This window comes from Natrinema sp. LJW11, from assembly GCF_056135975.1.
The window spans coordinates 345,038-358,394 of sequence record NZ_JBWBDM010000005.1; the positions used below are offsets into that span (position 1 = coordinate 345,038).

Sequence of the window (13,357 nt, forward strand, 5' to 3'; positions counted from 1 at the left end):
TCCATACCAACAGCCGATCGATGCCGCGAGCACCCTCGACGCGAGGACTTTTGGTCGACGGTCCGAAAACAGGTGCCATGCTCGAGCGAAACGATGCCACCGTGTATCAGGGGATCGCGGCCGTCGCCGACCGATATCCGGATCGAACGGCGCTCGTCTTCGAGGGCGATCGGACGAGTTACGCCGAATTGATTGCCGAGAGCGAGGCGCTCGCGGACGCACTGTCGGCGCTCGGGGTGGGAGCCGGCGACCGTATCGCCGTCTGGCTAGGCAATCGTCCGGAGTGGATAACGGCGCAGTTGGCCGCATCGTCCCTCGGTGCGGCGGTCGTCGCCGTCAATACTCGCTACCGCACCCACGAACTGGAGTACATGCTGGACGACTCCGACTGCGACCTGTTGCTCACCGAAGAGTCGTTCCTCGGCAACGACTATCTGGAGATGCTCTCGGAGATCGTTCCCGAAATCCGCGAGACCGATCCCGGGTCCTTCGCAACCGAGAATTCCGGCGGGCTGAACCACGTCGTCGCCCTCGAGGCCCACTCGGACTACCCGGCGGTTCGGAGCTACGGGGACGTCGTGAACCGAGAACGGAACGGCGGCGATATCTCGCCCGCCGAGGATCCGACCGCGCCCGCGACCGTGTTCTACACCAGCGGGACGACGAGCGATCCGAAGGGCTGTCTCCAGTCCAACCGCTCGCTACTGAATCACTCCTACAACGTCGGCGAGTTCTTCGACATCTCCGCGGACGATGTCGCCCTGGGCGTCCTCCCGTTCTGCGGTATCTGGGGGTACAACATGTTCCTGAGCGCGCTGGCTCACGGTATTCCGCTGGTCGTGCAGACCCACTTCGACGCCGAGCGGACCATCGAACTCATCGAGTCCCACGAAGTGACGTACATGTCCGCGCTGGCGACGATGCTCCTGCGGATGATGCGCCACGACAGTTTCGAGTCGGACCGGGTCTCGTCGATGGAGTGTGGCGCGGCCGGGTTCATCACCATGGGATACGACGAGACCGTCTTCGAGGACCTGGAAGACGCGTTCGGCTTTCCCCTGGTCCAGCCGTACGGACTGTCGGAGGGCAACAGCCAGATCTTCGTCGGCGATCCGTCGGATTCGATCGAGCAGCGCAAGCAAGTCGGCGGGCCGCCGATCCATCCGGAGCTCGAGCTTCGCATCGCCGACCCCGAAACCGACGAGACGCTGCCACCGGGCGAGGAGGGCGAGATCTGTCTCCGCGGCTACAACGTCATGAACGAGTACCACGAGAAGCCCGAGAAAACCGCGGCGGTCGTCGACGAGGACGGCTGGTTTCACACCGGCGATCTCGGCACTCGAGACGAGGACGGCTACTTCTATTACCAGTCTCGGATCGACGACGCCCTCCGCGTTCGCGGGTTCCTCGTCACGCCGCGGGACATCGAAACGGTAATCGACGACCACCCCGCCGTGGACCTGTCCCAGGTCGTCGGCGCACCGCACCCCAGACACGGCCAAGCGCCGGTCGCGTTCGTCAAACGCACCGATCCCGAGCTCGACGTCGCCGAGCTGCGGACGTTCCTCGAGGATCACGTGGCCGACTACAAGGTGCCCGAAGACATCGAGTTCGTCGACGAGTTCCCTCGCTCAGAGGGGCCACACGGAGAGAAGATTCAGAAGACCGAACTTCGCGACCGAGTCGCGGATCGATACCGGATTGACTAGGGGCCGTCCACCGGTTTCGTAACCGAACCGAGCATCAACCAAAGATTTAACTTATATGATGGAGGTGAATGTGAGTGTATATCATGAGAAGAGGTAACAGACGATCGTTTCTCGTCAAAAGTGGTGCGGCTGCCGGTGGGGTTATCGGGTTGGCGGGCTGTCTCGGTGGCGACAGCGACGCCATCCAGTTGGGCGCAATCAACCCGTTGTCCGGGTCGGCCGCGGCCTACGGCGAACTCGCGACCGAAACCCAGGGGGCGTGGGCCGACCGCGTGAACGAAAACGGCGGGCTGGAGGTCGGCGATTCGACTCGCGAGGTAGAGATCGTCGAGTACGACGACGAGTCGTCGAACGATCAGGCCCAGTCGGCGGCACAGCGACTCGCAACGGTCGACAACGTTTCGATGATCCTCTCGTCGTGGCGCTCGAACGGCGCGATCGCCATCAACCCGATCGTCAACAGCAATCAGATACCGACGTTCACTCACGGTTTCACGCCGCAGGTCAACGAGGAGGGAACGTACATGCTCCGGCTGACGGTGTCCACGGTGATGGACGCCTATCCCGCATTACAACTGGTCAGTGACAGCGACGACATCGACACCGTCGGCGTCATCGCGGAGGAAGGCGACTGGGGAGACGACACGCTGGATCTGATGGAGTGGTGGTTCGAGACGGACGGCAATCCGGGAAGCTACGAGAACCTCGGTCGGTTCTCGTTCGATCAACAGGACTTCTCGTCGTTCATCACGAGCGCGCGGGATTCCGACGTCGACGCGCTCTACATTCAGACCTGGGCGAGCGCGATGCAACGGTTCATCCTCCAGCAAAACCGCGAGGGGCTGAACGACGATATGCCGGTCCTGACGGGACTGGGCGGCGCCGACTACAACGACCTCGGAGAAGTCGGAAACGCCATGGAGAACGTCCACGCACTCGGCGTCTACACGCGACTCTCGTACGCCGACAACGAGGAGATTCGAAGCACGATCTCCGACGAGGCGCTCTCGCAGTTCGAGGAGTACCAGGAGATGGACACGCCGGATCATCCGACGGCGTACAACGTCTACGCGGACGCGCAAGCGGCCCAGTACGCGATAGAGGAAGCCGGCTCGACCGACGGGCAGGATCTCCGCGAGGCGCTCGTCGACAACGAGTTCACGACGATCCTCGGGAACGCCACCATCAACGACAGGGGGCAGCCGGCGATTCCGGCCGCGTACATCAAGTTCGGGACCGACGGCGACGAGGCGATCGTCGACACGGTCGAATGGAGCGGCCAGCTCCCGGCGATCACGAGCATTCCCCCGGAAGTGGACCTCTAAACAGAGAGAAATGGTTTTACTCGAATCCCTCGTCAACGGCCTCGTTCAGGGAAGCATCTTCGCCGTCTTCGCGGCGAGTTTCACCATCATCTTCGGTGTGATGGACATCCCGAACATGGCTCACGCCGCCCTGTTCGCCGGCGGCGCGTACGTCTTCTACCAACTCGTCAACCTCGCCGGGCTTCCCTGGCCGGTCGGCATTCTCGGCACCATCGTCGTCATCGCACTGCTCGGTGCCGTCATCGAGAAGGTGTTGCTCGCGCCGCTGTACGACCGCAAGGAGTCCGAGTACGTCTTCGGCGTCATCCTCGTCACGATCGGCCTCGCCTCCATCCTCGAGCGGCTTTACGCCCATATTTGGGGGCACTCACCGAAGTACATCTCGGTCGCAGGCCTTCAGGACCGATCGGTTTCGGCGCTTTCGGTGACGACCAACTACCTGGAGATCCTCGTGTTCGTGTTCGCCGTCGCGAACTTCGCGTTCCTTTACTGGCTTATCAACTCCACCGAGATCGGTCTCGGGCTACGGGCGATCGTCCAGAACCGTGAGCTGGCCGTCGTTCGCGGCATCGACGTGAATCGCGTGTTTCTCGTCGCGTTCGCACTCGGCAGTTCGATGGCCGCAGTCGCCGGCGTGCTCAACGCGGCGATGTACTCCCTGGAGCCGACGATGGGGTTCTCGCTACTGATCAAGGCGTTCATCATCGTCATTCTTGGCGGCATCGGTCGCGTGATGGGCGCCATGGTCGCCGGCTACGCGCTCGGCATCTACGAGGCGTTCGCGGTCCTGTACTTCTCGTCGTACTACATTTACGCCTCGGAGTTCGCCGTGCTCATCGCTTTCTTCCTGTTGAAGGCGCTCATCCTGACCGAGGGTGAGGAATCGCTCGCGAAGGGAGTCCGCAACCGTTTCCGGGCGCTCGTGCAGCGAGGTGTCGGCGGATGAGCAATCCGGAAGCCACCGCCATCCCGGACGACGACGTCGCCACCGACATGCGAAGCGTCGCGTGGGCCGACGTGATCCGTCCGGCGGCGATCGTTCTCGTCGCCGGCCTCCTGGCGATTCCGCTCGTCGTTTCGTCGAGCTACATCGGCTACGTCGCGTTGCTAATTCTCCTGTTCAGCGTGATGGCCTCCGGCTACAACATGATGCTCGGGTGGCCGAACCTGCTCGTGTTCTGTCCGGCCGCGCTGGCGATCACCGGCGGAGTCACCTCCGCACTGCTGACGATGCAACACGGACTCCCGTTCGTTGTCACACTGGTGATCGCCGGCGCGGTCGCCGCGGTCGTCGGCACGGCCGTCGCCGCGTCGGTCATCGTCATCGGATCGGCGTTCGAAATCGTCATCGCGACGCTGGCGTTCGAACAGATCGTTTACTACGCGTTCACGAACTGGGAACGCGTCGGGCCGACCGGCGTCATCGGTATTCCCCAGCCCTCGATCGGCCCGCTCACGTTCGCGACTCAGGTCGAGCAGTACGTGTTCCTGCTCGCCGTCCTGGTCCTGGTCGTGTTTCTCGTCGCCGCGTTCGACCGGTCGCTGTTCGGGACGCTCGCCATCGCGACCAGCGAGAACGAGGAACTACTCAGATCGATCGGGTACAACCCCTCGAAGTACAAGCTGGTGTCCGTCGTCCTCGGCGCGTTCATCCTGGGCGTCGGCGGCGCGCTGTACGCGCACGTGAACGCGCTCATCACGCCGGGCTCGTTCGTGCTCGACCAGACGGTGTTCCTCCTGGTCATCGCAGTCGTCGGCGGACTGCGGACCGTCTACGGCCCGATCGTCGGCGCCGTACTGATGGTCGGTCTGCCCGAGGTCGTCCGCTCGGCCGGACTCGGCGACTTCCGTCCGTATTTCGTCGGTGCGACGCTCATCCTGGTCATCCTGTTCCTGCCGCGCGGACTCGTCGGCGGGGTCTACGACCGCGTCGACTTCTTCGATTCCAACGGAGGTGTCAGTGCATGGGCCTTCTGGAAGTGAACGATCTCCGACGGACGTTCGGCGGTATCGTCGCGCTCGACGGCGTCACGATGGACGTCGAACGGGGCGAGACCAACGTCATCATCGGACCGAACGGGGCCGGCAAGACGACGCTCTTCAACTGTATCACCGGCTACCACATGCCGGACAGCGGGACCGTCGTCTTCGACGGTGAGAACATCACCCGCAAGCGCGACTACGAGGTCGCGCGGATGGGAGTCCGTCGGACGTTCCAGGAGGTGGACGTCTTCGACGAACTCACCGTCGCCGAGAACATCAGCCTCGGCGCGTTCCAGACGGAACCACGGGAGTTGATGGAGCTCCTCGATCTCATGGATATCCGGGACAAACGCGGCGAATCGCTGACGCTGTTCGAACGCAAGCGGGTCGCGCTCTCGCTGGCCGCCGACGGCCAGTTGCTCCTCCTCGACGAGGTGTTTTCGGGCCTGAATCCGGCCGAGAAGCCCGCGATGATAGAGTACCTGAACACGCTCGCCAGAGAGAAGACGCTCATGCTCATCGAACACGACATCGAAACGGCGTTCGACCTCGCCGACCGCGTGATCGTGCTCTCCCAGGGGAGCGTCCTCGGACAGGGGACGCCCGAAGCGATCAAGAACGACGACCGCATCCAGAAGGAGTACCTGGGGGAGATGGCGCTATGAGCGGCGACATCCTCGAGGTGTCCGAGCTGGCCGTGTCCTACGGGGACATGACCGTGCTCCGGGACGTGAACATGACCGTCGGTGAAGGCGGCGTCGTCTCGGTCGTCGGCGCCAACGGTGCCGGAAAGACGACGCTGCTGAAGACGATCGTCGGTGCCAAGGCACCGGACGCCGGGACGATACGCTTCAAAGACGAGGACGCGGTCGGCCGCAAACCCCACGAACTCATCGAGCGGGGGTTGACGTACGTCCCGGAACGCCACACGATCTTCCCGGAGATGACCGTCCTCGACAACCTCCGGACGGCGCTGGTCCCGGCGGAGGACGCCGGCCCCGACCCGCTCGAGGAGGTGTTCGACCTGTTTCCCATCCTCGACGAGCGACGCGGCCAGCAGGCCGGGACGATGAGCGGGGGCCAACAACAGATGCTCGCCATCGCACAGGGGCTGGTCGTCGATCCGGACCTCATCATGCTGGACGAACCGACGCTCGGCCTCGCGCCGAAGATCATCGAGGACGTCCGGGACACGATCGAAGAGATCAGTAACGAGGGCGTGACGGTGTTGCTCGTCGACGAGAAGATCCAGCTCTCGAAGGAGGTCGCCGACGAGCTGTATCTCATGCGGAAGAACTCCCTGCAGTATCTCGGCAGCCGCGGCGAGTTCGAGGACGAATACGATCGCATCCTCCAGCAGACGATCGACTGAGCGCCGCAACGACTTTTTGTTCCCGTTTCGATCGGGTAGTATGGTCGAGACACCAACGGACGACTACATCGAATTCTCCACCAGATCCCTCGAGGCCGCTCCCGACGCGGTGATCTACGACGTCCGCCTGTCACGGCCGGAGAAACACAACGCGCTGCCGACGGACACTATCGCGGCGCTCGCCGAGCTAGTCGCGTCCGTCGACCGGGCCGACGGAGATGCCCTCGTCGTCTCCGCCGCCGGTGAGAACTTCTCGATGGGCGCGGACCTGGCGGATCTCGATCCCGACGCGCTCGAGGATCCCGCGACTCTCGCCCGGGGCGTCGAAGAGCTGGTGCAGTCGCTGCGCGAGTGTCCGCTCCCGGTCGTCGCGCGGGTTCACGGTCGCGCGATCGGTGCGGGCTTTCTCGCCTGTCTCGGGGCGGACCTGGTCGTCGCGAGCGAGGACGCGATCTTCTCGGTGCCGGAGGCCGATCTGGGGATCCCGATCGCGGGATTCGCCGCGACGTTACTTCCCCGGACGGTCGGCGAACACCGCGCTCGAGAGTGGCTGTTCACCGGCGCCGAGATCGACGCTCGGTCGGCGCTGGAAGCGGGGTTCGCGACCCGCGTCGCGACGCCCGACGCACTGGACGAGGCCCTCGACGACGTCCTCGGAACGCTGGCGACGACCAGCACGGACGCCATCGCGGCGCTCAAATCACAGATGGCGCCGCTTCGCACTCCGGACGCCGAGACGGCCCGACGCGACGAGCAGGCGGCGATGCGGACGGCGTACGAAGACGGCGACGTTTCCGAGCGACTCGAGGAATTTCTCTAAGTCGCGCTGGGGCAGCCGTACTGAGCGCCCGTTCTCGCCGGTCTATCGACGGCAGTTTTACGTGACTACTCGTCTCAGTAATCACTGATGTTCGGGAACGAATCGTGGGTAGCGGAGACCGTCGCGGCCGTCAACGACGACGAGGCGTTCGAACGAGCGGCCGAACACTTCGACGGCTCCGTCGCGATGGAAATCGGCGACGATATCGTCTGGCTGAAGGTGTACCGCGGCGAGATCATCGACACGGAACCGTACGTCCCGCAGTTCGGTGCGACGTTTCGACTGGTCGGGAGCGAGCGGGCGTGGCAGCGGCTGGCCGCCGGGGAGACGTCGTTCTCCCGGGCGCTGTACGAGGCGGACCTTCGGACGAAAGGGAACAAACTCGAGGCGAATCGGCTGCGCGACGCCATCGAACTGTTCGTCCGACACCTTCGGGCGACGACGCCTGACGATCCGAGTCGAACGGAGGCGAAACGATGACCGAGATGACTGGCCGATACGCCGACGTCGACGGAACGCGCGTCTACTACGAAGCTGCGGGCGATTCGAGCGATCAGTCGGTCGTGCTGGTCCACACGGCGGGCGCTGACGGCCGACAGTGGCGGTACGTCGCTCCCGCTCTCGCCGACCGCGGCTATCACGTGGTCGTCCCGGATCTGCCGGGCCACGGGAAGTCGTATCCGACCGACTGGGAGCCCAACGTGCGTATCGGCCAGCACGCCGACGCAGTCTGGGCGCTCGGAGAGCAACTTGGGCTCGATCAGCCGGCGATCGGCGGCTGTTCCATCGGCGGCGACGTGACGCTCGACATCGCCGTCAAACACGCCGCCGACATCGCGGCGGCCGTCGCCCTGGAGGGCGCGGGAAAGACCCGCGGCGCACAGCTCGGCCGGCTCTCCCACCCGCATGCGCTTCCGGGGTGGCAAGACGTTCTCGACTACTCCGTGATCGACTCGACCGGACCGGACTGTCCACCGGAGTACCAAACGGAGCTCGCCTGGCAGCATCGTGGCGCACAGGAAGTCGCCACGAAGGATCTGCAGGCGTGGGCGGACTTCGACGTCCTCGACGACCTTCACAGAGCGGAGTGTCCCGTCATGCTGGTCCGCGGTGACGCGGACTACTTCATCCAGGACGACGTGTTCGCCGAGACGGTCGAGCGGCTGCCCGACTGCGAGCCGATCGTTCTCGACGGCGTCGGTCACTATCCGATGATGGAGCGCCCCGACGAAGTGACGGAACTGCTAGCCGATTTCGTCGGGCGTCAATAGCCGTCTCCGTTCGACCGCCGCCGGAAATCCGGAGAGCGAACGAGCGGCGCCCCGTCTCGGATCGCTCGGCAATTTGCGTTTCTCGAGTAGCTCGGACGGAACGTCAGTGCGCGTTCGTCTCGGGTATCAACGCCCCTCGAACGTCGGATCGCGCTTCTCGAGGAACGCTTCGGCGCCCTCCCGTTGATCCGCCGTCCCGAAGAGGAACGCACAGGCGATCCGCTCGAAGTCGAGTCCCCCTTCGTCGTCCAGCCCGCGGTTGATCGACTCCTTCGCCAGTCGGAGCGACAGGGGAGCGTTCGCGGCGATGGTTTCCGCCAACTCGCGGACGCCGTCGTCGAACTCGTCCGCGTCGTAGACGCGGTTGACGATACCGAGGTCCGCCGCTTCCTCGGCGTCGACCGCACGGCCGGTGAAGATGAGATCCTTCGCGACGCCGGCGCCCGCGACGTGAGCGAGGCGCTGGGTGCCGCCACCGCCGGGGAGGATTCCGAGGCCGACCTCCGGGAGCCCGACCGTCGCGTCCGGCGTCGCGACGCGCAGATCACAGGCGAGCGAGACTTCGAGGCCGCCGCCGAAGGCGTAGCCGTCGATCGCGGCGATCGTCGGCACGGTGAGATCCGCGACGTCGTTGTACAGCCCCTGCCCGTAGTTCGTCAGGTACTCGAGCGCGTCGACCCGGTCGAACTCGGCGAACGCCTCGATGTCGCCGCCGGCGATATACGAATCGCCCTTCCCCCGGAGAACGACGACCCTGATATCGTCGTTCGCGTCGATATCGTCGAGACGGTCGCGGAGCGCGGTCCGGGTTTCCTGATCCATCGCGTTCCGTTTGTCCGGATTGTTGACGGTTAGCGTGGCTATTCGATCCGAAACGTCGAGCAAGACCTTCTCGGACATCAGTGGCCCTACGATCGGTCGCTAGTTAGTCGTTAGCATTGCCAGCAGTACGGTTCGGAAGCCGCGAAACGGCCGGTCGGAGTTCCGACCACCGGTGCCTATAAGGGCTCTTCCCGAAACTGACATAGTATGGACTTCGAGCTCAGCGATGAGCAACGACTCATCAGAAGCGAGATTCAGGAACTCTGTGACCAGTTCGGCGACGAGTACTGGCGCGAAAAGGACATGCAACACGAGTTCGCGTGGGAGTTCTACGAGGAGTTCGCCGACGGCGGCTGGTGCGGCGTCACGATCCCGGAGGAGTACGGCGGGCAGGGGTACGGCGTCCAGGAGGCGAGCATCATCCAGCAGGAGATCGCCCGCTCCGGCGCCGCGATGGCCGGCACGTCGATCACGTCACACCACGTCTTCAGCGCCGCTCCGCTGGTGGAGTACGGATCGGACGACCACAAGGAACGGTACCTGCCGGATATCGCGGATGGATCGGTCATGGTCTGTACGGGCGTCACGGAACCGAACGCGGGGACCGATACGTCGCAGATCGAGACGTTCGCGGAACGAGACTTTGCCGAGGAAACCTCGGCTGACCCCTCGGAAGCGACGGCTTCCGAGGACGGCGACGAGTACGTCGTGAACGGCCAGAAGATCTGGACCTCGAAGGCGCAGGAGGCGGACGTCATCATGCTCCTCGCGCGGACGCAACCGCGCGAGTCGAGCGACCGGTTCGGCGGCCTCACGCTGTTTTTCACCGAGTTCAACAAGGACATGGACAGCGTCGACGTGAGCGAGATTCCGAAGGCCGGTCGCGGTGCGGCGGACTCGAACGAGGTCTGGTTCGAGGACTTCCGCGTTCCGGCCGCCGATCGAATCGGCGAGGAGGGGAAGGGGTTCAAATACCTCCTCTCGTTCGCGAACTCCGAGCGGATCAGCATCGCCGCGAACGCCGTCGGGACGGGACAGGCCGCACTCGAGACGGCCGCATCGTACGCCAGGGAGCGCGAAGTCTTCGACAACTCCATCGGCACCTATCAGGCGATTCAACATCCGCTCGCGGACTCGTGGACCAAACTGACGCAGGCCGAACTGATGATTCGGAAAGCCGCGTGGCTGTACGACAACGACAAAAACTCGGGGCCGGAGGCGAACGCCGTCAAACTCCGCGCGAGCGAGGACGCGATCGAGGCGTGCGAGCGCGCCGTTCGCGTCCACGGCGGCATGGGGTACGCGAAGGAGTACGACGTGGAGCGATACTGGCGCGAGGTCATGATTAACGTGCTCGCACCGATCTCGAACGAGATGGTCAAAAACTACATCGCACAGCACGTCCTCGATCTCCCGCGCTCCTACTGAGCCGGTCTCGGATACCGCGGATTTCGGTCCGTAACGTGTTGCCGGTCGCGTGGTCGGTTTCGCGTCCTCGAACTGGAATAAGATGTCGAGTTGCGCAAGGACGCCGAGCGGAAAGGACCTCGAGCGGCGACGGCACTCGACTGTCAGCGGCCCCCCGCTCGCAGACGGTCAGTGGTTCTCGTCGGCCGCTCGCCGCCGAACGATGTTGTGCGAGATGACCGACATCACTTCGTCTCCGTCGTCGTTGTAGACCCGGCGCTTGAAGTCCACGTAGCCGCGATCAGGGTGGCTGTCGCTCGGCGTCTTCTCGAGTATCTCCGCGCGGACGGTGAGCGTGTCGCCGGGGCGAACCGGCGTGTACCACCGAAGTTCGTCCATGCCGCTCCCGCCCATGTTCGCGATTTCGCTGAGACAGTCGTCGACGGTCAGCCGGGTGGCGAGACTGAGCGTGTGCAGTCCGCTGGCGACCAACCCGCCAAACATCGAGTCCTCGGCCGCCGCCTCGTCGACGTGAAACGGCTGCGGATCGAACTGTTCCGCAAAGGAGACGATCTCCGATTTCGTCACCGTGTGCGTTCCGCTCTCGAACGTCTCTCCTTCGTCCAAGTCTTCGAATAGCTTCGGCATGGACGGGCAGACGAAAGCGACCGGTAAATAGCTAGCGTCGCTTCCGTCGTCGGAGTCGGACGCCGGAGCCTACCGCCCTTGGAACTCCGGCTCCCGGTTCTCGAGGAACGCCGTCATCGCCTCCCGTTGATCGTACGTGTCGAAACAGGCGGCGATCGTCTCGAGGCTGTGGTCGATGCCCGACTCGACGCCGTTCGATCGGAGCGCCCGAAAGACCTGGCTCTGCCACTGAATGATGCGCGGACTCTTGCTCGCCAGCGTCTCGACGAGGTCGGCGACGGTCTCGTCGTACGCCTCGGGCGCGACCGCCCGGTTGACCAACCCGAGTTCCTCGGCTTCCAGCCCGGAGACCGGTTCGCCCGTGTAGACGATCTCCTTTGCGGCCTGGAGGCCGACCAGTCGAACGAGGAGTCCGCCCTGGATACCGGTGACGAGCCCCGCGTCGATTTCCGGGAGCCCGAGCGCGGCGTCCTCGGTCGCGACGCGAAAGTCACACGACATCGCGAGCTCGAGCCCGCCGCCGAGCGCGTACTCGCCGCACCGACAGACGGTGACCGCGTCGAGATTCCGGACTCCCTGCATGAGTTCGTACAGGTTCGTCAGCATCTCCCGCGCTTCGGAGACGGAGTAGTCCTTCACCGCGTCGAGTTTCAGGCCGGCGGTCAGTCCCCCGACGCCGTCGTCGGTTTCGGGACCGATAGTGAGGACCGAAACGTCGTCGGGGACGGATTCGACCCGATCGCGCAGCGTGACGATCGCGTCCGGAGAGAACAGATTCAGATCGCCGAAGTCCAGTCGGAGGTGAGCGACGCTGTTCAGGTCGGTATCGCGGTCGAGGGTTACAGACATGCACGGGAGTTCACGGGAAACGCACGTTAACCTTTGTGCCGCGGTCACGTGAGTCGCGGAGTCGCGGACGGTGATCGCGGCGTCTCGTTCGACATCTGTCCGGGCGACTCGAGGGAGAGGGAAAGAGTGGGAGCGATGCGCGCTGACACTGTCGTCTCGACGATCGATGGATCGAACGAGCAAAGCGATTATTGCCGCGGCTGCTGTGGTCCCAACCGCATGGCACCCTTTGACAAGATCTCGGTGACGACGGGCGAGGCGGACGACCGAATCGCCCGCGTCCTGCTCGACAACGAGGCCCAGCACAACACGCTCGATCTGCGGACGATCCAGGAGTTAGACGACGCCTTCACGGCGGCCGACCGCGACGCGGAGATCGACGCGATCGTCCTCGGGACGACCGGCGACGTCTTCTGTTCGGGAGCCGACCTCGGCGACCTGACCGAGATGGCGTTCGAGGAGGGAACGCGCTGGATGAGCCAGTACTTCGAGACGATCGACGTACTCAGGGACACGGGCAAGCCCACGGTCGCCGCCATCGAAGGGGTTTGCGCCGCGGGCGGTAACGAGCTCGCGATGGGGTGTGACCTGATCGTCGCGGGCGAATCGGCCAGGTTCGGGCAGCCCGAAGTCGGCGTCGGCTCGACCGCCGCCGGCGGCGGCGTGCAACTGCTCCCGCTGCTCGTCGGTGAGAAACGGGCGCGAGAGATGCTGCTGCTCGGGGAGATGTACCCCGCGTCGCAGATGCAGGAGTGGGGACTGATCAACCGCGTCGTCGATGACGGGACCGCTCGAGACGAGGCGGTCTCCCTCGCCAACGAGATCGTCTCCACCAAGAGTCCGCAGGCGTACCGCGCAATCAAGACGATCATGAAGACCTGGACGAACGTCGGCATGGTCAATCAGGAGATGGCTCGAGACATGACGGCCGCGGTCTGGGACTCCGAGGAGTTCCGCGACCGCGCCGAGGCGTTCGTCGACAGGGAGGAGCAGACCCCGCGATCGTTCACCGGATCGCAACCCGTAGACAAGGAGTGACGCCGCGACCGGGAGCGGAGTTCGATCGGCCGCCGTCCGGACTCGAGCGATCGTATTCGGGTCTGATAGCTCACGATTGGATTTAATAGGCGTATTCGGGTCCGAACGACGGA

14 protein-coding genes are annotated in these 13,357 nt (G+C 64.3%); 11 read left to right on the forward strand and 3 right to left on the reverse strand.

What is annotated here, in order from left to right; genetic code table 11:
- The first annotated feature begins 77 nt into the window (after positions 1 to 77).
- From AC0QDI_RS15725 to AC0QDI_RS15765, 9 genes are all read left to right on the forward strand, one after another.
- Complete coding sequence (locus AC0QDI_RS15725; RefSeq protein ID WP_474669786.1) at positions 78 to 1,709, forward strand: class I adenylate-forming enzyme family protein; 1,632 nt, start codon at positions 78 to 80, stop codon at positions 1,707 to 1,709.
- Between the two features lie 83 nt (positions 1,710 to 1,792).
- Positions 1,793 to 3,034 carry an ABC transporter substrate-binding protein gene (locus tag AC0QDI_RS15730; RefSeq protein WP_474669788.1) on the forward strand — a complete coding sequence of 414 codons (1,242 nt, stop codon included), beginning with the start codon at positions 1,793 to 1,795 and terminating at the stop codon, positions 3,032 to 3,034.
- A gap of 10 nt (positions 3,035 to 3,044) precedes the next feature.
- Entirely contained in the window at positions 3,045 to 3,980 is a 936-nt protein-coding gene (locus AC0QDI_RS15735) for a branched-chain amino acid ABC transporter permease (protein ID WP_474669790.1), read from the forward strand.
- A complete protein-coding gene (locus tag AC0QDI_RS15740; RefSeq protein ID WP_474669792.1) occupies positions 3,977 to 5,017 on the forward strand; it encodes a branched-chain amino acid ABC transporter permease in 1,041 nt (346 codons plus the stop codon). The genes AC0QDI_RS15735 and AC0QDI_RS15740 overlap by 4 nt, the downstream gene beginning before the upstream one ends.
- Positions 4,999 to 5,682: an ABC transporter ATP-binding protein gene (locus tag AC0QDI_RS15745; protein WP_474669794.1), complete on the forward strand. Its 684-nt coding sequence runs from the start codon at positions 4,999 to 5,001 to the stop codon at positions 5,680 to 5,682. The genes AC0QDI_RS15740 and AC0QDI_RS15745 overlap by 19 nt, the downstream gene beginning before the upstream one ends.
- Positions 5,679 to 6,389 (forward strand): ABC transporter ATP-binding protein, encoded by a 711-nt coding sequence (locus AC0QDI_RS15750; RefSeq protein WP_474669796.1) that lies wholly within the window; start codon positions 5,679 to 5,681, stop codon positions 6,387 to 6,389. Before AC0QDI_RS15745 ends, AC0QDI_RS15750 begins: the two co-directional genes overlap by 4 nt.
- A 40-nt stretch (positions 6,390 to 6,429) precedes the next feature.
- Positions 6,430 to 7,209, forward strand: coding sequence for an enoyl-CoA hydratase/isomerase family protein (locus tag AC0QDI_RS15755; RefSeq protein WP_474669798.1), 780 nt, complete (start codon positions 6,430 to 6,432; stop codon positions 7,207 to 7,209).
- An 87-nt stretch (positions 7,210 to 7,296) separates the two neighbouring features.
- The gene (locus AC0QDI_RS15760; RefSeq protein ID WP_474669800.1) at positions 7,297 to 7,689 is read left to right on the forward strand and encodes a hypothetical protein; all 393 of its coding nucleotides are present in this window, start codon (positions 7,297 to 7,299) and stop codon (positions 7,687 to 7,689) included.
- Positions 7,686 to 8,480, forward strand: a complete 795-nt coding sequence (locus AC0QDI_RS15765) for an alpha/beta fold hydrolase (protein WP_474669802.1) — start codon at positions 7,686 to 7,688, stop codon at positions 8,478 to 8,480. Before AC0QDI_RS15760 ends, AC0QDI_RS15765 begins: the two co-directional genes overlap by 4 nt.
- A gap of 126 nt (positions 8,481 to 8,606) precedes the next feature.
- Here AC0QDI_RS15765 and AC0QDI_RS15770 read toward each other — a convergent pair whose 3' ends face one another.
- A complete protein-coding gene (locus AC0QDI_RS15770) occupies positions 8,607 to 9,380 on the reverse strand; it encodes an enoyl-CoA hydratase/isomerase family protein (protein ID WP_474669804.1) in 774 nt (257 codons plus the stop codon).
- 129 nt (positions 9,381 to 9,509) lie between these two features.
- On the opposite strand from AC0QDI_RS15770, the gene AC0QDI_RS15775 reads away from it, so the two are divergent.
- Positions 9,510 to 10,730, forward strand: a complete 1,221-nt coding sequence (locus tag AC0QDI_RS15775; protein WP_474669806.1) for an acyl-CoA dehydrogenase family protein — start codon at positions 9,510 to 9,512, stop codon at positions 10,728 to 10,730.
- A gap of 168 nt (positions 10,731 to 10,898) precedes the next feature.
- Here AC0QDI_RS15775 and AC0QDI_RS15780 read toward each other — a convergent pair whose 3' ends face one another.
- Together AC0QDI_RS15780 and AC0QDI_RS15785 are read right to left on the reverse strand one after the other, a co-directional pair.
- On the reverse strand, positions 10,899 to 11,357 hold the full coding sequence (locus tag AC0QDI_RS15780) for a MaoC family dehydratase (RefSeq protein ID WP_474669808.1): 459 nt from the start codon (positions 11,355 to 11,357) through the stop codon (positions 10,899 to 10,901).
- A gap of 69 nt (positions 11,358 to 11,426) precedes the next feature.
- Positions 11,427 to 12,206 (reverse strand): enoyl-CoA hydratase/isomerase family protein, encoded by a 780-nt coding sequence (locus AC0QDI_RS15785; RefSeq protein ID WP_474669810.1) that lies wholly within the window; start codon positions 12,204 to 12,206, stop codon positions 11,427 to 11,429.
- 219 nt (positions 12,207 to 12,425) lie between these two features.
- Between AC0QDI_RS15785 and AC0QDI_RS15790 the strand changes: the two genes are divergently transcribed.
- Positions 12,426 to 13,244: an enoyl-CoA hydratase/isomerase family protein gene (locus tag AC0QDI_RS15790; protein ID WP_474669812.1), complete on the forward strand. Its 819-nt coding sequence runs from the start codon at positions 12,426 to 12,428 to the stop codon at positions 13,242 to 13,244.
- Positions 13,245 to 13,357 lie beyond the last annotated feature (113 nt).